Below are 20,911 nucleotides of genomic sequence, written 5' to 3'. Positions count from 1 at the left end.
AAATTCAGATAAATTTTTATTATTGTTATAAAGATTCTCCTAATAAAAAAGGAGCAATTTTATTCCGTATTTCGGGATAACAAATATGTGAACAAAATTCTGTAAAAAAAAATATTTTGGTATCTAATTTTATAAAAAAAAGTCGTAATACGGCTTTTTAAATTCGAATTTTTTTAATATTTTATAAATGAAAAATCATCAGACTCAAGTGCGAGTTCGTTACTCAGAAACAGACCAAATGGGAGTCGTTTATCACGGAAATTATATCCCTTATTTTGAGATTGGACGCGTGGAATGGCTTAGAAATAAAGGGGTTTCGTATAAAAGCATGGAAGAAAGCGGAATTGGTCTTCCAATTGTCAATATGAATATCAATTACAAAAAATCGGCAAGATATGATGAGCTTTTGACAATTCACACCACTTTCAAAAGTCACTCTTCTGTGAAGATCGAATTTGACTGCGCAATCTATAATGAGGCAAATGAGTTATTAACAACTGCGACATTTATTTTAGTATTTGTTGCGTTAAAAACGGGTCGTCCGACAGCTCCTCCAGAATACATTTTGGACATCTTCAAATCGCTTGACGAATTGTGAAAATGAATGCGATTTTGATGTTAATTTATACTAATTTAATATCAATTTCGAACATTAAATCAAAAATGCTGAACACCGTTTCGGCATTTTTTTTTCTCGTTTTTGTCACAATTTTGCCAATTGGCAATCCTGAAATTTCATCCATTTCCATTTCTTGAGAGACGATTTCTAATTTCTTTTCTTTGATAACCCGCATAACTTTATTCATGTTTTTGTAATCAAAAGAAATTAAAAACTCGACATCAATAGTTTTTTCAACAATCTCGCAAATTTCCAAAGTTTGTTGAGCAGTGGTTCTGTAGGCAGAAATTAAACCGCCAACGCCCAATTTGACTCCGCCAAAAATACGAACAACTACAACAAGAACGTTAGTTACTCCAAAAGATTGTATCTGACCGTAAATAGGTGCGCCTGCCGTGTTGCTTGGCTCGCCGTCATCGTTGGCGCGATACGAAATTTTATTTCCGACTCCAATTTGGTACGCATAACAATAGTGCACAGCATGGGGATGCTGTTTTTTGAGGTCTTCAATAATGGGTTTTACCTCGTCTTCATGATCTATTGGGAATGCGTATCCAAAGAACTTGCTGCCTTTTTCTTTAAACAGTATTTCTTCAGATGCAGATGCAATAGTTTGATAAGTATCGTTAATTTCCAAAAGCAGTATTCTAAATTATGTTCTTTTTAAAAAGATCTACAACATCTTCTTTGCCAACTTGAAGATTCCAGACTTTAATTCCAAGAGCCGCAGCACTGTCTGTATTTTCCGTTTTATCGTCAACGAATAAAGTATTTTCAGCGGTCAGGTTATTTTGTTCAAGAACAAACTGATAAATTTTCGGGTCTGGTTTTCTCATTCCGATATCAAACGAAAAATAAACTTTTTCAAAACAGGCGTAAAAATCCTTGTAGAAAGAAACGCCGCTTTTCTTTTCAAAAGTATTGATGTGGATAGAATCGGTATTGCTTAACAGAAACAAACGGTATTTTTTTGATAATTCCTGCAGAAATTCTAAACGATAAAAAGGAAAATCTGCCAAAACAGCATTCCACGCTTTTAAAATTTTTTCTTTTGAAGCATTTGGCAATTGTTTTTGAAAGCCGCCAACGAAATCTTCTGGAGAAATAGCGCCCACTTCAAAAGAAAGATTCAATTGTTCAAATTCACTATTCCATTCCTTCATTCCTAGTTTTTGAAGTCCAGAAATTGTAGCAGGTTTGTCTAAATTGATGAAAATATCTCCGAAATCAAAAATGATAGCATTAATCATGATTTTTAATCTGTATTAGTTCGTCGCTTAAAATATTGGTTTTGATGCTGTTTTTTCTCAAAATATTTGGGGCTACTGTTCCGTTTGAAAAACTTGTTTTCCCGATAAAAATGCGTGCTTCATCCCAAAGATTTTCATCAATAAAAGATTGAAGCGTTTGTCTTCCGCCTTCAATAATTACAGATTGAATTTGATTTTGGTATAAAACATCTAAAATCTGAGGCACAATATTTCTGCTGAAATCGATTGCCTCAAACTGTGTGCTCCCTTTTGATGGTTTTTCGATTTCACCAGAAAAAACAATAGTTTTTACAGTATCATCAAAAATAAAACTGTCAGGATCAATTCTGTTATTTCGATCTATGGCAATTCTCGTAGGGTTATTTCCGTTCCAATCTCTGGCATTTAATTTCGGATTATCATCAACTACAGTTTGTGTTCCGACCAAAATAGCCTGCTCCTCAGTCCGCCATTTATGAACCAATTGTCTTGAATATTGATTGGTAATCCAAACGGGTTTTCGATCTTGATTGCCAGCTTTTTCGGGAGCCAAAAATCCATCCAGACTTTCTGCCCATTTTAAGATAACATAAGGTCTCTTTTTTTGATGAAAAGTAAAAAAGCGCTTGTTCAATTCGTTGCATTCATTTTCTAAAACTCCAACGGTAACATTTGCTCCAGCTTCAATTAATTTCAAAATGCCTTTTCCAGCTACTTTTTCATTAGGATCTACAGTTCCTACAACGACATTCGGAATTTCATTTGCAATAATCAAATCACAGCACGGAGGCGTTTTTCCAAAATGGCTGCAAGGTTCTAAGCTTACATAAATTGTAGCCTTTTTCAGCAGTGATTTATCTTTCACAGAATTTACGGCATTTACCTCTGCATGAGGCTCGCCAGCCTTCTGGTGCCAGCCTTCGCCGATAATTTGGCCATCATAAACAATTACGCTGCCCACCATAGGATTCGGATATGTTGTTCCAAGCCCATTTTGTGCCAGTTCTATGCAGCGTTTTATATATTTTTCATGTATATTCACAGTGCAAAAGTAGTTATTTTTGAGTTTATGATTAAGTTAAGAAACTATAGAATAAGTATATTTACTTTTGCATTTATAATGATATTAGAATAAAAAAATGGTAAATTGGCTTATACGCACAATTAAAAAAGAAGACAATCAAGTAGTTGCGAGTTTGATACGATCTGTTTTTGATGAAATGGAAATTCCAAAAGTAGGAACTGCATACGAAGATCCTTATCTGGATTTGATGTTTGAAGAATACAATAAACCCCAATCTGTATATTTTGTTGTTGAAAATGAAGGAGAAATTGTAGGCTGTGCAGGAATTGCGCCGCTAGAAAACGGAGATCCTGAAATATGCGAATTGCAGAAAATGTATTTTCTTCCTCAAACTAGAGGTTTGGGAATTGGAACGCAAATGATGGAAAAATGTTTGGAGCAAGCTAGAGTTTTTGGTTTCAAGAAATGTTATATCGAAACCATGCCATTTATGAATGCTGCGCAAAAGCTGTACAAAAAATCTGGTTTTGAATATTTAGACGCTCCCATGGGGTGTACCGGCCATAATTCTTGTCCTGTCTGGATGCTGAAAGTTTTGTGATTTTAGTGTAACAAATTAGAACTAGCAAGACTTATTGAAAGATTAAATGTCAGTTATAGGCTGATGCAAAAATGCTCAAAAAATAAAAATGAAAATTAAACAATATCGGACTCAATTTATTAAAGAACTATCTCCTTTTTACGATGCGTACGAAGCAGAGAGCTTTTTTTATTTAATATTAGAAGATAAACACCAGCTTCGTCAGATTGATTTGGCTTTAAATCACGAATTGGCATTTGATGAGAACGATTTTGTAATTTGGAATGAGTTGCTTCAGCAGCTAAAGAAAGAAGTTCCGATTCAGTATTTGCTAGGAAAGACCAATTTTTACGGCTTGGATTTTGAAGTAAATGAAAATGTTTTGATTCCGAGGCCCGAAACAGAAGAATTGGTCGAATGGATTATTAATGAGAATGCGAGTCCTGATAAAAATAAAAAAATAAGAATTCTTGATATTGGTACCGGGACAGGCTGTATTGCTATTTCGTTAGCAAAAAATCTTCCCAATGCAGAAGTTTTCGGAATTGATGTTTCTAAAAAAGCGATAGAAACCGCAAAAAGGAATGCTGTGAGAAATAATGTCGATGTGACTTTTATGTTTCTGAATATATTAGAAACGGAAGAATTTACCTGTCAGTTTGATATTATTGTTTCCAATCCGCCTTATGTGCGAAATCTTGAAAAAGTAGAAATTAAAAAGAATGTATTGGATTACGAACCGCATTTGGCGCTTTTTGTAGAAGACAATGATCCGCTTATTTTTTATAGAAAAATTGCTTCTCTTGCACAAAGCGGACTTCATAAAAACGGAAAACTATATTTTGAAATCAATCAGTATCTTGGGAAAGAAATGATCGATTTGCTTGAGAATATGAATTTTGAAAATGTAGAGCTGCGAAAAGATATTTACGATAACGATCGTATGATTTCTGGCAAGGTTTTAAAAAACTTATAGCTATTTTTTCTTTTAGATTTTAACCTACAAGGTTTTTAAAAGCTTTGAGGCTAAAATTATTCGTAACGTAACGCCTCAATAGGATCTAATTTTGATGCTTTAATGGCTGGATATAAACCAGAAACCAGTGCTACACAAAAACTTGTTGCAAAAGCGGCAAAAATTGCCATCCACGGAATTACAAAAGCAAAACTCATGGCGGTTGCAATAGCAAAACCAAGCAGGATTCCCAAAAAGATTCCAACCAAACCTCCAATTTGTCCAATTAATAAAGTCTCAATAAAAAACTGAAATGCCACGGTCGATCTCTTTGCGCCCAAAGCTTTACGCACGCCAATTTCGCGGGTACGCTCTGTAACAGAAACAATCATAATGTTCATCAAAGCAATAGATGATCCTAAAATTGTGATAATTGAAATAATCCATGATGCCCAGCCCAGATATTTGGTGATTCCGAGAATGCGGTTAATCAAGTCATCGCTTCGAACTACGCCAAAATTATTATCGCGTACAGGACTTAATTTACGAACTCTTCGCATAGTGCTTGTTGCGTTGTCAATGGCTTCATCTAGAACCTCTTTTTTAGAGACCATCACGCTAATTGTATAATTAATGTTTGGAGCTGTAAATAGAGATCTCGCCACTTGAATTGGAATTAAAACTCGCAAGTCCTGACTGTTTCCAAATGTTGAACCTTTTTCTTTCAAAACGCCAATTACTTTAAATCGAGCGCCTCGAATAGAAATTACTTTGTCAATTGGATTGATGTCTTTCAGAAGCCCTTTTTCAAAATCAGAACCTACAATGCAGGAATAGGTGTTGTTGTCAATGTCAAATTGATTAAAACTTCTACCGAGGCTGGTTTCCAGTCCCGAATTGGTAATAAAATGTTCGTCAACCCCAACAATAGTAATTTCAGGATCTGTTTTTTCGCCTAAATATTTTACTTCTGCAGTTGTAGTTGCGGTAAAAGATAAAGAAGTTTCGGTAAAAGGATATTTGTATTTGTTCTTAAAAGCAACCGCTTCTGGATAGGAAATAATTGGATTGATGACTTCTCGCTCGTTGCCGCCGCGGTTTCGAACTTTATTTTCGTATTGATTAATGTTAAAAGTATTGGCTCCCATTGAAGCAAAATCGGTAGAAATTGTATTTTCTAAAGCCGACACCACAGTCAGGATGCCAACCAAAGCCGTAATACCGATAGCAATAATTAAAACGGTAAGAATAGTACGCAGAATTTGTGTTTTGATAGAACCAAAAGCAATTCGGATATTTTCTTTAAATAATTTTAGCATCATGACCAATTTGTCACGAAAATACGGTTTTTGTTACAAGTTTGTTTTCGAAGTGTTATTATTTATTTTAAAAAGTAAGATATTTGCAGACTTAAATTAAGTCGAAAGTTGGAAAGTCATTAAGGCGAAAGTCTCATGCGCCAGCAATCAAAAAAAAAATAGAAATAAATTAATTTTAAAGGTTTTTGAATTTTAAGTTTCAAAAGAAATCTAAAATCTAAAATCAACAATCTAAAATAAAAAAGATGGCTTCAAAACCAAGCATACCAAAAGGGACAAGAGATTTTTCACCAGCCGAGGTGTCAAAACGTCAATATATTATTCAGACTATAAAAGCAAATTTCGAAAAATTTGGTTTTCAGCCAATCGAAACGCCTTCGTTTGAAAATTCAGACACCTTAATGGGGAAATATGGAGAAGAAGGAGATCGTCTGATTTTTAAAATATTAAACTCGGGTAATTTTTTCTATAATAAAAGTAAAATTGAATTGCCGGAATCTATCGAAGAATTACAGCTGAATTCTGCTGAAAAAATAACTTTAGAGCAAAGAATTGAATTAAATAAATTCACAGGAAAAATTTCTGAAAAAGCGTTGCGTTACGACTTGACAGTTCCGTTTGCAAGATACGTGGTGCAGCACCAAAGCGAAATTGAATTTCCGTTTAAAAGATATCAGATTCAGCCCGTTTGGAGAGCAGACAATCCTCAAAAAGGACGTTTTAGAGAATTCTTTCAATGTGACGCCGACGTTGTTGGTTCAAAATCGCTTTGGCAGGAAGTTGAGTTGGTTCAATTATATGATACTGTTTTTACTTCTTTAGGTTTGGAAGGTGTGACAATTAAAATTAATAATAGAAAAATTTTATCTGGAATTGCTGAGGTTATCGGCGCTTCAGATAAATTGATTGATTTTACCGTTGCGCTTGATAAATTGGATAAAATTGGAGAAGACGGCGTTAAAAAAGAAATGATCGAAAAAGGAATTTCTGAAGAAGCTTTAGTAAAAGTACAGCCGCTTTTCAGTTTCTCAGGAACTTTTGCAGACAAAATAGCACAGCTTTCGGACTTATTGTCTTCTTCTGAAGAAGGAATGAAAGGAGTTGAAGAATTGAAGTTTATTTGCGACAATGTGGCCGATTTAGGTTTGTCAACTGCAATTTTAGACCTTGATGTGACTTTGGCACGCGGCTTAAATTATTACACAGGAGCTATTTTTGAAGTTGCAGCGCCAAAAACAGTTGCAATGGGTTCTATCGGAGGAGGAGGAAGATACGACGATTTGACGGGTATTTTTGGATTGAAAAATATGAGCGGTGTCGGGATCTCTTTTGGGCTTGATAGAATTTATCTGGTTTTAGAAGAATTGCAATTATTCCCAGAAACTGTTTCTGCGACATCAAAAGCATTGTTTATCAATTATGGAGATAAAGAAGCTTTGTATGCTTCAAAAGCGATTCAGAAATTGCGACAAGAAAATATAAAAGTAGAATTGTATCCTGATAATGTAAAAGTTGGAAAACAATTTCAATACGCAGACAAGCGTTTGATTCCGTTTGCAGTAATTGCTGGCGATCAGGAAATTGCTTCAAATACTTATGCGCTTAAAAACTTAGTAACAGGAGAACAGGTTTCTGTTGATTTCGAAGGATTGAAAAAAACTTTGTTAGGCTAACTGTCTGGAACAAAAGTTTTTGCTTCAGATTCCGCAGATTCAAAGGGTTTTCTTTTAAAATCTCTGTCTGAAATAGTTGCCAGAGAAGAAAAAAAACTTTTAATTTGCGACCTCAAGTTACGGGCGTAGTTCAAGGGTAGAATAGCGGTCTCCAAAACCGTTGATGGGGGTTCGAATCCCTCCGCCCGTGCAAAAAAAATGACAGCTTTGTCATAAAAAAGCTCAAACATAAAAAAAAGCTTCGTCTCTATAGGCGAAGCTTTTTTTAATATAAGGTAAACTTGAATTAATAATTATTTAGAGGCCGAAGCCAACCCTTAAATTCAATTTTTAGCGGTAAAAATTTATGTTTATGGTCTCAAAGATAAGATAAACTAAAACGTAATAGTCTTAAAATTATAATAAATTTTTTCTGTAGGACAGCGTTTTTTAAATGTCTCATAATTAATAAAGTGACAATTTGACATTTTATTAGATTTGGCAGCACTTTTGCAATCCAACAGAAAGAAATAAAAAATGAAGTTTAAAAATATTTTTAAAAATAAAAGTAATATGACTACGGAAAATACAGAATTCGATCAGGAATTAGACGATGTAACGTTAGAGAACAATGCCAACGGAGAGCAGTTAATTGTTGAAGAATTAAGTGTTGAGGAGCAATTAGCTAAAGACTTGGCTCACGAAAAAGATAAGTTTTTGAGATTATTTGCTGAATTTGAAAATTACAAAAAAAGAACTTCAAAAGAGCGTCTTGAATTATTTAAAACAGCAAACCAAGAAGTTTTGTTGGCTATGCTTCCAGTTTTAGATGATTTTGACAGAGCGACAGTAGAGATCAACAAATCAGACGATGAGAATTTGAAAAAAGGTGTCGAGTTGATTCATGAAAAATTGAAAAGCACTTTAGTTTCTAAAGGTTTAGAGCAAGTTGAAATTCAAGCAGGAGATGCTTTCAATGCTGATATTGCTGAGGCAATTACCCAAATTCCAGCACCGTCTGACAAATTAAAAGGGAAAATTGTTGATGTTATTGAAAAAGGATACAAATTAGGAGACAAAATCATTCGTTACCCTAAAGTTGTAGTTGGAAACTAAAAGCAATTAAGATTCTGATATTCAGTTTTTAAAAACTGGAATTTAGAAATTTTAGATTTGGACTCGAGCGCTAGCGAACTGGCGCAGCAATTTAACCTAAATTATGAAAAAAGATTTTTACGAAATACTTGGCATTTCAAAAAATGCTGATGCTGCCGAAATTAAAAAAGCGTATAGAAAAAGTGCTTTAAAATACCATCCTGATAAAAACCCAGGCGACAAAGAGGCAGAAGAAAACTTCAAATTGGCGGCAGAAGCTTATGAAGTTTTAAGTGATCCGCAGAAAAAAGCGAAATACGATCAGTATGGTCATCAGGCATTTGATGGTTCTGGCGGATTTGGCGGTCACGGAGGTATGAATATGGATGACATTTTCAGCCAGTTTGGTGATATTTTCGGTGGCGGATTTGGCGGTTTCGGAGGCGGAGGCGGAGGTCCTCGCCGCGCGAAAGGAAGCAATCTTCGAATTAAAGTAAAATTGACTTTAGAGGAAATTGCAAATGGAGTTGAGAAAAAAGTAAAAGTAAAACGTAAAGTTCAGGCAAAAGGCGTAACGTATAAAACTTGTACGACTTGTAATGGTCAGGGGCAAGTAATGCGTGTAACCAATACCATTTTAGGAAGAATGCAATCTGCATCAACTTGTCCTACTTGTGGTGGTTCTGGTCAGATTTTAGATAAAAAACCATCTGAGGCAGATGCTCAAGGAATGGTTCAGGAAGACGAAACAGTATCAATCAAAATTCCTGCGGGAGTTGTTGACGGAATGCAGTTGAAAGTTGCCAATAAAGGTAACGATGCTCCAGGAAACAGCATTCCAGGAGATTTAATTGTGGCTATTGAAGAAATTGAGCACGAATTCTTGAAGCGTGAAGGCGAAAACGTTCACTTCGATTTGTACATCAGTTTCCCAGAAGCAGTTTTAGGAGCTTCTAAAGATATTGAAGCAATCAACGGAAAAGTGCGTATTAAACTGGAAGAAGGAATTCAGTCTGGAAAAATCTTAAGATTAAAAGGAAAAGGAATTCCAAGTTTGAATGGTTACGGAAGCGGAGATTTATTGGTTCACGTAAATGTTTGGACTCCAAAAACATTAAATAAAGAGCAAAAACAATTCTTTGAAAATGCTTTAACAGACGAGCACTTTGCTCCAAGTCCAGAGAAATCAGAGAAATCATTTTTTGAGAAAGTAAAAGATATGTTCTCATAACCTGAACTTTTTTAAAATATTACAAATAAGCAAAACCCATTCTAGCATAAAATAGAATGGGTTTTTTGCGTAATATGACACAGAATCGCTAGTAATTATTTACTTTTACAGTCGCTGAACCGTAATTGGAGAAGCAATGCAGTAAATCCTTAAAAATAACATGAGTAACTTACTTGAAGTACATAAAGTCATAAAAAAATATGGCGACTATGTAGCACTTAACGAAGTTTCATTAAATGTGCCTAAAGGCAGTATATATGGACTTTTAGGTCCTAATGGAGCAGGAAAAACTTCCCTTATCAGAATCATAAACCAGATCACAATGCCTGACAGTGGCGAAGTGATTTTGGATGGAGAGAAATTGCAACCAAAACACGTTCAGACTATCGGTTATCTTCCAGAAGAAAGAGGCTTGTACAGTTCTATGAAAGTAGGAGAGCAGTGTCTGTATCTGGCGCAGATGAAAGGACTTTCTAAAGCCGAAGCCAAAAAGCAGCTGGATTATTGGTTTGATCGTTTAGGAATTCAAGGATGGTGGAATAAAAAGATTCAGGAACTTTCTAAAGGAATGGCGCAAAAAATTCAGTTTGTGGTTTGCGTGTTGCATAAACCAAAACTGCTGATTTTAGATGAACCTTTTTCTGGGTTTGATCCCGTAAATGCAAATATTATTAAAGATGAGATTCTGGCTTTAAAAGAGCAAGGTTCTACTATCATTTTCTCAACTCACCGAATGGAAAGCGTAGAAGAGCTTTGCGAAAACATTGCTTTAATCCATAAATCAAATAAATTAATTGAAGGAAAAGTTGTTGATGTAAAACGCCAATTTAGAACCAACAGCTTTGAAGTTGGAATTCTGACCGATAATGTCGAAGGATTGATGTACGATATCACCCAGAAGTTTATAGTTTCTCCAGCGAGTTTTAAATCTCTGAATGATGATTTAAAATTAAATATTCAGATTGGTAACGCAGCTCCAAATGAATTATTGAATGTTTTGACACAACGCGGACAAGTAACGCACTTCGTTGAAAAAATTCCAAGCATACACGATATTTTTATCCAGACAGTTACTGAAAACAAAAAATTAAATTCCAATAATTAAATTCCAAATTCCAAAGTTCGATTAAATTGGAATTTGGAATTTTAGATTTGAAAATTAAAATTATTTATGAGTATCATCTCGTTGATTATAAAAAGAGAATTTATTGCCAAAGTCCGCAATAAATCTTTTGTTGTCATGACTTTCTTGAGTCCGCTTTTGTTTGTGGCTATTGCTGTTTTCATTGGTTATTTGAGCACCATGAAAGCAGAAACAAAAAGAATTGCGATTCATGACGAAACTGGGCTTTTTGCTTCAGATTTTTTAAAGGAAAATAAAAAAGGAGCCGAATTTAAATATCTCAATCTGTCTGAAATTGATGTAAAATCTTTAAAAGACAGTATTACAAAAGAAAATTTCAACGGATTAATTGTTATTCCGAAAACAAAAAACATAAAAGATTTAGAAAGCAAAATTGAATTCATTTCAAATAACAGTCCGAGTATTTCTTTTATTGAAAACACTCAGGACATCATCGGGAATAAAATCACAAAACTAAATCTTGAAGAGGCAAAATTGGATACTCTAGCTATTCAGAAAGCACAGTCTGATGTAAATATACATTTGGTGAAAGCCTCTGGAGAAGAGAGTTTGAAAGGTTTAAACGAAATTAAAATCGGAATCGGCGGCGCATTTGGGTATCTGATCATGATGTTCATTATCATTTACGGAAATATGGTGATGCGAAGCGTGATCGAAGAAAAAACAAACCGCATCATCGAAATTATTATTTCATCTGTAAAACCATTCCAATTGATGATCGGGAAAATTGTCGGAACTTCTTTGGCAGGAATTCTCCAATTTGTAATCTGGGCAATTATCGGTTTAGGATTAATGTTTGCCGCTTCGGCATTCTTTGGCGTAAATGTTGGCCCAACTGCTAGAATTTCGCCAGAAATGATGCAAGCGGCTCAGCATGAATTTTCAGGTTCAGCGCAAATGTACATTGCCGAATTATGGAATCTGCCAATTGCGAGCATTATCATCGGATTTGTGATTTATTTTATTGGAGGATATTTTTTATATAGCTCATTTTATGCAGCAATTGGCGCTGCGGTTGACAATCAGACCGATTCTCAGCAATTTTTATTGCCAATTTTAATGCCCCTGATTTTGAGTGTTTATATCGGTTTTTTTACTGTCGTAAACGATCCGCACGGAAGTGTCGCGGTAATCTTTTCAATGATTCCGTTAACTTCGCCAATTGTAATGTTAATGCGTATTCCGTTTGGCGTTCCGTGGTGGCAAATCGCAATTTCGGTATCATTATTGTTTACATCATTTTTCCTTGTTGTCTGGTTCGCCGCAAAAATCTACCGAATTGGTATTTTAATGTACGGCAAAAAACCGACTTGGAAGGAATTGTATAAGTGGCTCAAGTACTAGTTGTTTAAAGTTGCAAAGGTTCAGAGGGACAAAGGTTCAAAGGTTTTTTGAATTTTTGTAACTTAGAAAAGCGACTTTAAGAAATACACTACAGCCAGAAGAAATATTATATAACAGGTTAAAAAGGTATAATTGTAAATAAAGATTTTAAACTTTGCAACTTTGAACCTTTGCAACTTTGAACCTTAAAAAAATGAGTAAAATACTAATTGTAGAAGACGAAGCGGCAATCAGAAGAGTTTTGGTAAAAATTTTATCAGAAGAAAATGATTCGTATCAGGTTGATGAAGCAGAAGATGGCATTGCGGGACTTGAAAAAATAAAAAATAACGATTACGATTTGGTTTTGTGCGACATCAAAATGCCAAAAATGGATGGCGTTGAGGTTTTAGAAGAAGTGAAAAAGATAAAACCAGAAATTCCGATGGTGATGATTTCGGGGCATGGCGACATGGAAACGGCTATTCAGACTATGCGTTTAGGAGCTTTTGATTATATATCGAAACCGCCAGATTTGAACCGTTTGCTGAATACGGTTCGTAATGCTTTAGACAAAAAACAATTAGTAGTTGAAAATAAAATACTGAAGAAAAAAGTCAGCAAAAATTACGAAATGATTGGTGACAGCGAATCGATTAATCATATCAAAGTGATGATTGATAAAGTGGCGCCAACCGAAGCCAGAGTTTTGATCACTGGTCCAAACGGAACTGGAAAAGAATTAGTGGCGCATCAGCTGCATGAAAAAAGCGAGCGTTCAGGTTTTCCTTTAATCGAAGTGAACTGTGCTGCGATTCCAAGTGAATTGATCGAAAGCGAATTGTTCGGGCACGTAAAAGGAGCTTTTACGTCGGCTGTAAAAGATCGTGCGGGAAAGTTTGAAGCCGCTGACAAAGGAACTATTTTCTTAGATGAAATTGGAGACATGAGCCTTTCGGCGCAAGCCAAGGTGTTGCGTGCGCTTCAGGAAAATATGATTACCCGAGTTGGAGCCGATAAAGACATAAAAGTAGATGTTCGTGTCGTTGCCGCAACCAATAAGGACTTAAAAACAGAAATTGCCGAAGGCCGTTTCCGTGAAGATTTATACCACCGCTTGGCAGTTATTTTAATTAAAGTGCCACCATTGAATGAAAGACGCGATGATATTCCAGCTTTAATTTCTCACTTTACAGAAAAGATAGCTTCAGAACAAGGAAATGCAGTTAAATCATTTTCGGCTCAAGCTGTTAAATTATTGCAGGAATACGATTGGACAGGAAACATTCGCGAGCTTCGAAATGTGGTAGAAAGATTAATCATTTTGGGAGGAAACGAAATTTCTGAAACAGATGTAAAAATGTTCGCAAGCAAGTAAGATGCTTCGCGCAATAAGCTTTAAGCATTAGGCTTTAGGCTTTCAAATTGTATTATTTTAGCTTATAGCTTAATGCTTAAAGCTTAAAGCATAAAAAAAAAATGAAACTAAAAAAGATAAACGAAAAATTACAGGACGGATTAGTTGAAAATGGTTTGACAGAAGCTAATGCTTTGCAGATGGAAACTTTTTCGACCATAAAAAGTGGTGCTGACTGCGTAATTGTTTCGCCAAAAGGAAGCGGAAAAACAACGACAATTGTATTGAATGTAATTCAGCAATTGGCAGGAAAAACAGAAGAATCGCCTCGCGCTTTAATTATTGTTGAGGATAAAGAGAAAATGACTGCAATGGTTGAACTTTTTGAGAAGTTTGGAAAATATACTAATCTTGAAGTTTACGGCGTGCACGACAAAGGCGATATGGATTATGATAAAAACTACGTTTCTACAGGAATTGATGTTTTAATTGGTACGCCAACCAAATTGAACGATATGTTTAGTACAGCGGGTTACAACGTAAATCGGCTTAAAATGTTTATTATAGACGATGCAGATCCAATTTTGAAATTGCGCCATGATCCAAAAATCACTCGCATTTCAAACAGTATTGCCAAAGTGCAGCGAATTATTTTTACAGAAACTCTGACAGAACGAATTGAAATTTTGGCAGACAAAATCATGATCGAACCTTATTTATTTGATATGGATGAAGAAGGTGAGGAGCTTGATGAAGACGAAGAAGATATTGAAGAAGAATAATATATAATCACAGTTTACAGTCCCGCCTTTAAGTATAAGTTACTGAAAAGCGGGATTTTGGATTTTTTTAAAAGTAGAATAACTATAACGATATTATGGGATTAATGAAAGTGTTTTCGGGAAGCGAAGTATTAGCAATTGCTTTGCAAGAAAGATTAGAAGAGGCTGGTGTAGAAACGGTAAAAAAAGATAACATTCAATCGGCTCGTTTGGGAGGTTTTGGACAGACAGATTTGGCAGTTGAAGTTTTTATTCAAGAAACTGATTTTGCAAAAGCAAATCCTGTAATTGAAGAATTTAGAATGAGCTTATAAAAAAGTATTCAGTGTTCAGTATGGAGTGTTTCAGTGATAGTTTTATGCTATAATTGCACATCATGACTGAGCGCTAAAAACTGAACAAAGAAAAAATGCAATATAAAATGTTAGTGCTCGACATGGATGATACCTTGTTGACAGACGATCACAGAATTTCAGATTTAAACAAAAAAGTGCTATTAGAAGCGCAGGCAAGAGGCGTTTATGTGGTTTTGGCTTCGGGAAGGCCAACTACAGCAATGACAGCCTATGCTAAAGAGCTGGAACTCGATTTAAACGATTCGTATATGATTTCGTTTAACGGGGCCATAATCAGCCGTGTTAAAGATGATTTGGTTTTGTTTGAGCAGAAACTAACTGTAGAGCAAATTCATGCGCTATATGATTATAGCGTGAAGAATAATACGCATATCATTACGTATTTGGATGACGAAATTATCAGCGAAACGGATTCTGAATTTATTGAAGTCGAAAAAGAGATTACAGGAATGGCGCATCATAAAGTGTCAAGCTTTAAAGATTATGTAGACAGACCAGCGGTTAAATGTATTTTGCTTCAAGAGCCAGCGTATTTAAAAACTTTAGAAAATGATTTAAAAGATGAAATGTCGCATTTAAGCGTTTCGATGTCAAAGCCATTTTTCTTAGAAGCGGCACAGCAAGGTATTGACAAAGCGGCAAGTATAAAGTTTTTAGCTGATAAATTGGGTATTCACCAAAGTGAAATTATCGCGGTAGGTAATGCAGGAAATGATTTAACGATGATCGAATATGCCGGTTTAGGAGTTTGGGTTGACAATGTAACGCCTGAATTGCGTGACAAAGCAGATTTAATCGTATCTTCAAATAATGATGATGGCGTTGCTGAGGTAGTAACGCGTTATATTTTAAACTAAACTAAAATGAAAAAGCCAATTGAAACAGAACGTCTGATTTTACGTGAACTTGAGCTTTCTGATGCTGAAGGAATGTTCGAATTGGATTCTAACCCAAATGTGCATCTGTTTGTTGGAAACAAACCTGTAAAACATATTGACGAAAGCATTGAATATATCAAGTTTGTCCACAAACAATATAAAGATCTCGGAACAGGAAGATGGGCCGTTGTTTTAAAAGAAACGAATGAATTTATTGGCTGGTCTGGAATAAAGTTTATTACAGACGAAATCAATAACCATAAAAACTTTTACGAGTTAGGATATCGTTTTATCGAAAAACACTGGGGTAAAGGTTATGCAACAGAAGCAGGAAAAGCTTTTATTAACCGTGCTTTTAACGAAATGAAAGTAGATGTGCTGTACGCTTACGCAGATGCAGGAAACGAAAACTCAAGAAAAATTCTGGAGAAATTAGGTTTTCGCTTTGTGAATTCTTTCGTATATGAAGAAGAATTGGAAGTTTGGTACGAACTTAAAAATCCAAACTCAAACTGAGAAATGTGTTCCAAATCTTTACATACTTAAAAGTCAGTAAAGATTTGGAAACAAATCAGAGTTAAATATTATTTTTTAGCTACAGAAACAAAGTATTTATTTCCGTCACCCATAGTTAATTTTACACGCTCGTCGCAAAGATCGATAGCAAAATTTGCGCTTTCGTAACAGCTGCAAGTTGTGTTTTTGTCTTTAGACATTTCAGTTTTACAGTTGTTGTTTTTGAAGCTTGCCAATTGTGGTGTGTACAAGCTAACCAAATCAGTTGAAGCCGTTACTAAAGAAATGATACTTGCAGAATTGTTGTTTGTAATTCTGTATACAATTCTATCCGTATAGTTTACTTCATTAACAGTTACTTTACGAATGTAGGTATAAGCTGTAGATCCTTCACCTGGTTCTTTAACTTCAAACTTAAACCCAACTGCACGAATAGCAACGTCAAATTGCTGTTGTGAGTTAAAGCTTGCCCAAGTCGTCAATGTGCTAATAGTAGGAAATGGATTTGCATTTGCGGCTGGTGCATTAGTTTGCGCTTGCGAACTAAATAGGGTTAAGAACATCAAGCAGATCGTGGGTAAAAATGCTTTCATAAAGCGTGGTATTTGTTATTATAATTTTGCCTACTCTCTTTGGTTTTCGGCTTTCCCATTTCATTTTGTAACACAAAACAACAACATAACGAGTAAAATTCAAAATTGTTATGCCCGAATTATTATTAAATTAATTAAAGCTTACTAAAATTCTTTAATATGAATTTATTGGCAACTTGATTCGTAACAATGGTAAATGTAAGAAATTTTGAATTTAAAACCGAAAAAAACGTATTTAATCGATAAAATTTGCACTTAATCGATGGTTTTTGTCGTTTTATTCTTATCAGAACGCCAAAATCTTAAATTTTTCTGTAAAAACTTTTTTAAAAATAATGCAATTGACTGCAAGTTTTGAATGTCTTAAATTACCATTGGCGCAAATTATTGATTGGATGTGCGTTAATTGCTTTCTTTTGATGAATATTGTTTGTAAATTTGCAGCCTTAAATTTTTTGACAACGATTTCATTAATTTAAGACAAATTATGGAAAATAGAAAGAAAGTTGCCTTTTATACGCTGGGTTGTAAACTGAATTTTTCAGAAACCTCTACAATTGCCAGAAGTTTTAATGACGAAGGTTTTGACCGCGTCGATTTTGAAGATGTTGCAGATATCTATGTGATTAATACCTGCTCTGTAACAGAAAATGCCGATAAACAATTTAAACAGGTTGTCAAGAAAGCAATGAAGCTTAACGAAAAAGCTTTTGTTGCTGCTGTAGGCTGTTATGCACAACTGAAACCAGAAGAATTGGCTGCGGTTGATGGAGTTGATTTGGTTTTAGGCGCTACAGAAAAATTCAAAATCACCGACTATATCCATGATTTAAGCAAAAATGATATGGGCGAAGTTCATTCATGCGAAATTGCCGAAGCAGATTTCTACGTAGGAAGTTATTCTATCGGTGATCGTACAAGAGCATTTTTGAAAGTTCAAGACGGCTGCGATTATAAATGTACCTATTGCACAATTCCGTTAGCGAGAGGAATTTCAAGAAGCGATGCTTTAGAAAATGTATTGAAAAATGCCAAAGAAATTTCGGCTCAAAATATTCGTGAAATTGTTTTAACAGGTGTAAATATTGGAGATTACGGAAAAGGAGAGTTCGGAAATAAAAAACACGAACATACTTTTCTGGATTTAGTTCAGGCTTTAGATAAAGTAGAAGGAATCGAACGTCTGAGAATTTCTTCTATTGAACCCAATTTATTGAAAAACGAAACGATCGAATTTGTTTCTCAAAGCCGAACTTTTGTGCCGCATTTTCATATTCCGCTGCAATCAGGAAGCAATGATATTTTGAAATTAATGAAACGCCGTTATTTGCGTGAAGTGTATATTGATCGCGTTGCTAAAATTCGAGAAGTAATGCCTCATGCGTGTATTGGTGTAGACGTTATTGTCGGTTTTCCAGGAGAAACAGATGAGCATTTCTTAGAAACGTATCATTTTCTGAACGATTTAGATATTTCGTATCTGCACGTTTTTACCTATTCGGAAAGAGACAATACAGAAGCCGCAGACATGGAAGGAGTTGTTCCTTCAAATGTTCGCGCTAAACGCAGTAAAATGCTTCGCGGTTTGTCAGTTAAAAAACGCCGTGCTTTTTATGAAAGCCAATTGGGAACAAACAGAACTGTTCTTTTTGAAAGTGAAAATAAAGAAGGATACATTCACGGATTTACTGAAAACTATGTAAAAGTAAAAACGCCTTGGAATCCAGAATTGGTAAATACGCTGAAAGAAATTAATTTAACTAAAATTGATGAAGACGGAAGTGTTCGCATTGAGTTTTTGAATAAACTGGCAGAAGCTTAATTGATGATTTTAGGAACTTTGTCAAAGTTTCAAACTTTGACAAAGTTTACACATAAAAAAAGCCCTTTTTAAGTAAAAAAGGGCTTTTTCTGTTTTTTAATAATCATTCATTATCCGGAACAACTAATTTCAAAGAATATTTATTTTATCTGTAAAGCCCCAGTGGGGCAAAATATTTATAGAATTACAATAGGACAAATAAAAAAAGCTCCGTAGGAGCGACATTTCTATTAAAAAAATATGTCGCTCCTCTGGAGCTTTATGTTGTAAACATTTATCCTTTGCTAGAAATATTTCGCTTCTCCGAAGCTTGCAAAAAAAAAACAATCCTTTTTCGAATTGGTCACTTTTGCTTTTAATAATCATTCGTTATCCGGAACAACCAATTTCAAAGAATTAATATAATCGGTATCAAATTCAATCACTCGAATTTTTTCGGGATTAAAATCTAATTCTCCGCCAAACTGACCTCTTGTGTCTAAGAAATTAATAGTCAACTCTTCGTCATTCAATGCTATTAATTTTCCTAAATAGGCAGATTTAGAAGATTTTTTAGCGATTTGAAAAATGCCATATTTCTTCGAAACGTAATTTATAATTGAAGCTAAATCTTTGATTGGGATAATATCATCAGAATTAATTTTTAATCCTTTCAGACGAATTACTTTTTCAGTAAAAGCCAAATCATGATCTCGGTTTACAGCTTCAATGTTTTTATTTCTAAGAATGACAAAACCATCCAAAATAAAATCTACAGGATTATTTCGAAGCAAGATCCATTCGTCAGAATAATCGATTAAGAATCCGCTGAAGATTTCTTTCTTATCCTGAAATTCGATTTCGACCAATTGTCTTAAATATTGTTCCATCATGTTTTTTTAATTCCAATAATTTAATTCCAAATTCCAATATTTAAATCCCAAATTCCAATCTCAAAGTAACTGGAATTTGGAATTTCAAAAAATTGGAATTTATTTTTATGGGTTGGTTGACCAAATACTGCTGTTTTTGATAAATACTCTTCGGTTTAATTTTAACTGTGCAATAATTAAATCTGCCATATCTTCAGACTGCATTACTTTATCAGGATTTCCGTCAGTTAAGTTTAGGTCTTTTGCCATATCAGTTGCCACTGTACTTGGCGTGAGTGCTGTAACACGAATATTGTGTTTTCTCATTTCCTGCATGAGAGAATCTGTTAAGCCCAAAACAGCAAATTTAGAAGCGCTGTAAGCACTTGTTAAAGCATTTCCGTTTAATCCTGCAGTTGACGAAATATTAATGATGTCTCCAGTTTGTCTTTCGATCATGTTTGGGATAACGGCACGAGTGGTGTAGTACGTTCCCATTAAATTTACTTGAATAATTCTTTCCCAAGCTTCTGGCTCTAATTCTAAGAATTTTCCAAAAGAAGCAATTCCAGCACTATTGATTAAAATATCAATGTGTTTAAATTCAGCCAAAGCTTTTTCTACAGCTTTATTGATAGAATTAATATCCGAAACATCAGCTGATAGAGCCAAAGCTTTTACGCCCAGATTAGAAGCTTCGTCAGCCAGTTGTTCAATATCTTTTTGAGTTCTTGAAACCAAAATCAGGTTTACGCCTTCTTTTGCCAAAGCAATTGCTACGGCTTTTCCAATTCCTTTTCCAGCACCTGTAATAAGGGCATTTTTATTTTTTAAGTCGGTCATGATTGTGTTTTTAGAAATGCAGAAAGCATCATTTTAAGTCTTACAAAAATAAGCTTTTGAAAACTAAAATGATGCTTTAAAAGGTATTCTTAATCTAAGTTTAACAACTTTTGCTATTCTTTCAGAACCATGTCAATACACATTACCGCTCCTAAGATTAACTGTCTCAACGGACTGTCGGCGGCAACGGTATCTTCAATTTGAAGAACATAATTGTCAGCGCTTGTAAAAAACTCTTTTCCTAATCCTGCCCATTTTTTATTTACCTGAGCCAATTGTTTATTTTCATGAGAGAATTTAAAATCCCAGCCCGTCCATTTTCCTTGCAAAGTGGCTACAGGCTTTTCGTTTTTATCCAAAATGTTAAACTTTCCTCCAATCGAAAAGAATTTTTGTTTGAAAGTTCCAATCAGACGATCTTTTTCGTCCAATACTTCAACCGTAGATCTAAAGATGGCAACACCTCTTCTTACTGTAATTAATTTCTCGCCAGAAGCAGTTGTGATTTCAACATTAAACGGAGTTGCTCTTTTGTAATCTGTAAAACGAAATACTTTTGTGAAGAACCCAAGATTATTCTCTCGGCAGTTCATAATGATTTGATTGGTTTCTGGATGATAGATATCGTAGTTGTTTGCGGCTTTGAACATTCCAATGTGTTCTTTTACTAAAAATAGATTTTGGCTTAAAATAGGATTCATACGTGTGTAAGTGTGTAAAA

General features: G+C 34.7%; 22 protein-coding genes and 1 tRNA gene. 15 read left to right on the top strand and 8 right to left on the bottom strand.

What is annotated here, in order from left to right; genetic code table 11:
* Window positions 1-187 precede the first annotated feature (187 nt).
* Complete coding sequence (locus N4T20_RS21765) at window positions 188-598, top strand: acyl-CoA thioesterase (RefSeq protein ID WP_260671144.1); 411 nt, start codon at window positions 188-190, stop codon at window positions 596-598.
* 25 nt (window positions 599-623) lie between these two features.
* Here the strand turns inward: N4T20_RS21765 and N4T20_RS21760 are convergent, their stop codons facing one another.
* The 3 genes from N4T20_RS21760 to ribD are packed head-to-tail and all read right to left on the bottom strand — an operon-like array spanning window position 624 to window position 2,911.
* The gene (locus tag N4T20_RS21760) at window positions 624-1,256 is read right to left on the bottom strand and encodes a YigZ family protein (protein WP_260671143.1); all 633 of its coding nucleotides are present in this window, start codon (window positions 1,254-1,256) and stop codon (window positions 624-626) included.
* A 10-nt stretch (window positions 1,257-1,266) separates the two neighbouring features.
* Window positions 1,267-1,869, bottom strand: a complete 603-nt coding sequence (locus tag N4T20_RS21755; RefSeq protein ID WP_260671142.1) for an HAD family hydrolase — start codon at window positions 1,867-1,869, stop codon at window positions 1,267-1,269.
* A complete protein-coding gene (ribD, locus tag N4T20_RS21750; RefSeq protein ID WP_260671141.1) occupies window positions 1,862-2,911 on the bottom strand; it encodes a bifunctional diaminohydroxyphosphoribosylaminopyrimidine deaminase/5-amino-6-(5-phosphoribosylamino)uracil reductase RibD in 1,050 nt (349 codons plus the stop codon). Before ribD ends, N4T20_RS21755 begins: the two co-directional genes overlap by 8 nt.
* 97 nt (window positions 2,912-3,008) lie before the next feature.
* On the opposite strand from ribD, the gene N4T20_RS21745 reads away from it, so the two are divergent.
* Entirely contained in the window at window positions 3,009-3,494 is a 486-nt protein-coding gene (locus N4T20_RS21745) for a GNAT family N-acetyltransferase (RefSeq protein WP_260671140.1), read from the top strand.
* A gap of 88 nt (window positions 3,495-3,582) precedes the next feature.
* Window positions 3,583-4,449 carry a peptide chain release factor N(5)-glutamine methyltransferase gene (prmC, locus tag N4T20_RS21740; RefSeq protein ID WP_260671139.1) on the top strand — a complete coding sequence of 289 codons (867 nt, stop codon included), beginning with the start codon at window positions 3,583-3,585 and terminating at the stop codon, window positions 4,447-4,449.
* Between the two features lie 56 nt (window positions 4,450-4,505).
* Here prmC and N4T20_RS21735 read toward each other — a convergent pair whose 3' ends face one another.
* Window positions 4,506-5,750: an ABC transporter permease gene (locus N4T20_RS21735; protein WP_260671138.1), complete on the bottom strand. Its 1,245-nt coding sequence runs from the start codon at window positions 5,748-5,750 to the stop codon at window positions 4,506-4,508.
* A gap of 242 nt (window positions 5,751-5,992) precedes the next feature.
* Here N4T20_RS21735 and hisS point away from each other — a divergent pair, with 242 nt between their 5' ends.
* The 11 genes from hisS (at window position 5,993) to N4T20_RS21680 (ending at window position 16,081) form a co-directional block, all read left to right on the top strand.
* Window positions 5,993-7,420 (top strand): histidine--tRNA ligase, encoded by a 1,428-nt coding sequence (hisS, locus tag N4T20_RS21730; RefSeq protein WP_260671136.1) that lies wholly within the window; start codon window positions 5,993-5,995, stop codon window positions 7,418-7,420.
* 119 nt (window positions 7,421-7,539) lie between these two features.
* A tRNA-Trp gene (locus N4T20_RS21725) sits at window positions 7,540-7,610 on the top strand.
* A gap of 326 nt (window positions 7,611-7,936) precedes the next feature.
* Complete coding sequence (locus N4T20_RS21720; RefSeq protein WP_260671134.1) at window positions 7,937-8,515, top strand: nucleotide exchange factor GrpE; 579 nt, start codon at window positions 7,937-7,939, stop codon at window positions 8,513-8,515.
* A 103-nt stretch (window positions 8,516-8,618) separates the two neighbouring features.
* A complete protein-coding gene (gene dnaJ, locus N4T20_RS21715; RefSeq protein ID WP_111363908.1) occupies window positions 8,619-9,725 on the top strand; it encodes a molecular chaperone DnaJ in 1,107 nt (368 codons plus the stop codon).
* Between the two features lie 160 nt (window positions 9,726-9,885).
* Complete coding sequence (locus tag N4T20_RS21710; RefSeq protein WP_260671133.1) at window positions 9,886-10,830, top strand: ABC transporter ATP-binding protein; 945 nt, start codon at window positions 9,886-9,888, stop codon at window positions 10,828-10,830.
* Between the two features lie 66 nt (window positions 10,831-10,896).
* The gene (locus N4T20_RS21705) at window positions 10,897-12,213 is read left to right on the top strand and encodes an ABC transporter permease (RefSeq protein ID WP_260671132.1); all 1,317 of its coding nucleotides are present in this window, start codon (window positions 10,897-10,899) and stop codon (window positions 12,211-12,213) included.
* 193 nt (window positions 12,214-12,406) lie between these two features.
* Complete coding sequence (locus N4T20_RS21700; RefSeq protein WP_260671131.1) at window positions 12,407-13,570, top strand: sigma-54 dependent transcriptional regulator; 1,164 nt, start codon at window positions 12,407-12,409, stop codon at window positions 13,568-13,570.
* 101 nt (window positions 13,571-13,671) lie between these two features.
* Window positions 13,672-14,331 carry a DEAD/DEAH box helicase gene (locus N4T20_RS21695; RefSeq protein WP_260671130.1) on the top strand — a complete coding sequence of 220 codons (660 nt, stop codon included), beginning with the start codon at window positions 13,672-13,674 and terminating at the stop codon, window positions 14,329-14,331.
* 95 nt (window positions 14,332-14,426) lie between these two features.
* Window positions 14,427-14,645 (top strand): putative signal transducing protein, encoded by a 219-nt coding sequence (locus N4T20_RS21690; RefSeq protein ID WP_091133675.1) that lies wholly within the window; start codon window positions 14,427-14,429, stop codon window positions 14,643-14,645.
* A gap of 95 nt (window positions 14,646-14,740) precedes the next feature.
* On the top strand, window positions 14,741-15,544 hold the full coding sequence (locus N4T20_RS21685) for a Cof-type HAD-IIB family hydrolase (protein WP_260671129.1): 804 nt from the start codon (window positions 14,741-14,743) through the stop codon (window positions 15,542-15,544).
* A 6-nt stretch (window positions 15,545-15,550) separates the two neighbouring features.
* Window positions 15,551-16,081, top strand: a complete 531-nt coding sequence (locus tag N4T20_RS21680) for a GNAT family N-acetyltransferase (RefSeq protein WP_260671128.1) — start codon at window positions 15,551-15,553, stop codon at window positions 16,079-16,081.
* 68 nt (window positions 16,082-16,149) lie between these two features.
* Here the strand turns inward: N4T20_RS21680 and N4T20_RS21675 are convergent, their stop codons facing one another.
* Window positions 16,150-16,674: a hypothetical protein gene (locus N4T20_RS21675; RefSeq protein WP_125723368.1), complete on the bottom strand. Its 525-nt coding sequence runs from the start codon at window positions 16,672-16,674 to the stop codon at window positions 16,150-16,152.
* 487 nt (window positions 16,675-17,161) lie between these two features.
* Between N4T20_RS21675 and mtaB the strand changes: the two genes are divergently transcribed.
* Entirely contained in the window at window positions 17,162-18,496 is a 1,335-nt protein-coding gene (gene mtaB, locus N4T20_RS21670; protein ID WP_260671127.1) for a tRNA (N(6)-L-threonylcarbamoyladenosine(37)-C(2))-methylthiotransferase MtaB, read from the top strand.
* A gap of 362 nt (window positions 18,497-18,858) precedes the next feature.
* Here the strand turns inward: mtaB and N4T20_RS21665 are convergent, their stop codons facing one another.
* The 3 genes from N4T20_RS21665 to N4T20_RS21655 form a co-directional block, all read right to left on the bottom strand.
* Window positions 18,859-19,365: a hypothetical protein gene (locus tag N4T20_RS21665; RefSeq protein ID WP_260673132.1), complete on the bottom strand. Its 507-nt coding sequence runs from the start codon at window positions 19,363-19,365 to the stop codon at window positions 18,859-18,861.
* Window positions 19,366-19,473: 108 nt separating this feature from the next.
* A complete protein-coding gene (locus N4T20_RS21660) occupies window positions 19,474-20,190 on the bottom strand; it encodes a 3-ketoacyl-ACP reductase (RefSeq protein ID WP_260671126.1) in 717 nt (238 codons plus the stop codon).
* Window positions 20,191-20,303: 113 nt separating this feature from the next.
* Window positions 20,304-20,891, bottom strand: a complete 588-nt coding sequence (locus N4T20_RS21655; protein ID WP_260671125.1) for a phospholipid scramblase family protein — start codon at window positions 20,889-20,891, stop codon at window positions 20,304-20,306.
* Between the last annotated feature and the right edge of the window lie 20 nt (window positions 20,892-20,911).

This window comes from Flavobacterium sp. TR2 (genome assembly GCF_025252405.1).
In the GTDB taxonomy this organism is placed as follows: domain Bacteria; phylum Bacteroidota; class Bacteroidia; order Flavobacteriales; family Flavobacteriaceae; genus Flavobacterium.
Note: the sequence above shows the minus strand (reverse complement) of the source record. Positions and strands in the feature narration are given on the sequence as shown.

Coding starts and splice junctions, on each gene's coding strand:
- N4T20_RS21765 (WP_260671144.1), top strand. CDS start 188: ATGAAAAATCATCAGACTCAAGTGCGAGTTCGTTACTCAGAAACAGAC.
- N4T20_RS21755 (WP_260671142.1), bottom strand. CDS start 1,869: ATGATTAATGCTATCATTTTTGATTTCGGAGATATTTTCATCAATTTA.
- N4T20_RS21745 (WP_260671140.1), top strand. CDS start 3,009: ATGGTAAATTGGCTTATACGCACAATTAAAAAAGAAGACAATCAAGTA.
- prmC (WP_260671139.1), top strand. CDS start 3,583: ATGAAAATTAAACAATATCGGACTCAATTTATTAAAGAACTATCTCCT.
- N4T20_RS21735 (WP_260671138.1), bottom strand. CDS start 5,750: ATGATGCTAAAATTATTTAAAGAAAATATCCGAATTGCTTTTGGTTCT.
- hisS (WP_260671136.1), top strand. CDS start 5,993: ATGGCTTCAAAACCAAGCATACCAAAAGGGACAAGAGATTTTTCACCA.
- N4T20_RS21720 (WP_260671134.1), top strand. CDS start 7,937: ATGAAGTTTAAAAATATTTTTAAAAATAAAAGTAATATGACTACGGAA.
- dnaJ (WP_111363908.1), top strand. CDS start 8,619: ATGAAAAAAGATTTTTACGAAATACTTGGCATTTCAAAAAATGCTGAT.
- N4T20_RS21710 (WP_260671133.1), top strand. CDS start 9,886: ATGAGTAACTTACTTGAAGTACATAAAGTCATAAAAAAATATGGCGAC.
- N4T20_RS21705 (WP_260671132.1), top strand. CDS start 10,897: ATGAGTATCATCTCGTTGATTATAAAAAGAGAATTTATTGCCAAAGTC.
- N4T20_RS21700 (WP_260671131.1), top strand. CDS start 12,407: ATGAGTAAAATACTAATTGTAGAAGACGAAGCGGCAATCAGAAGAGTT.
- N4T20_RS21695 (WP_260671130.1), top strand. CDS start 13,672: ATGAAACTAAAAAAGATAAACGAAAAATTACAGGACGGATTAGTTGAA.
- N4T20_RS21690 (WP_091133675.1), top strand. CDS start 14,427: ATGGGATTAATGAAAGTGTTTTCGGGAAGCGAAGTATTAGCAATTGCT.
- N4T20_RS21685 (WP_260671129.1), top strand. CDS start 14,741: ATGCAATATAAAATGTTAGTGCTCGACATGGATGATACCTTGTTGACA.
- N4T20_RS21680 (WP_260671128.1), top strand. CDS start 15,551: ATGAAAAAGCCAATTGAAACAGAACGTCTGATTTTACGTGAACTTGAG.
- N4T20_RS21675 (WP_125723368.1), bottom strand. CDS start 16,674: ATGAAAGCATTTTTACCCACGATCTGCTTGATGTTCTTAACCCTATTT.
- mtaB (WP_260671127.1), top strand. CDS start 17,162: ATGGAAAATAGAAAGAAAGTTGCCTTTTATACGCTGGGTTGTAAACTG.
- N4T20_RS21665 (WP_260673132.1), bottom strand. CDS start 19,365: ATGGAACAATATTTAAGACAATTGGTCGAAATCGAATTTCAGGATAAG.
- N4T20_RS21660 (WP_260671126.1), bottom strand. CDS start 20,190: ATGACCGACTTAAAAAATAAAAATGCCCTTATTACAGGTGCTGGAAAA.
- N4T20_RS21655 (WP_260671125.1), bottom strand. CDS start 20,891: ATGAATCCTATTTTAAGCCAAAATCTATTTTTAGTAAAAGAACACATT.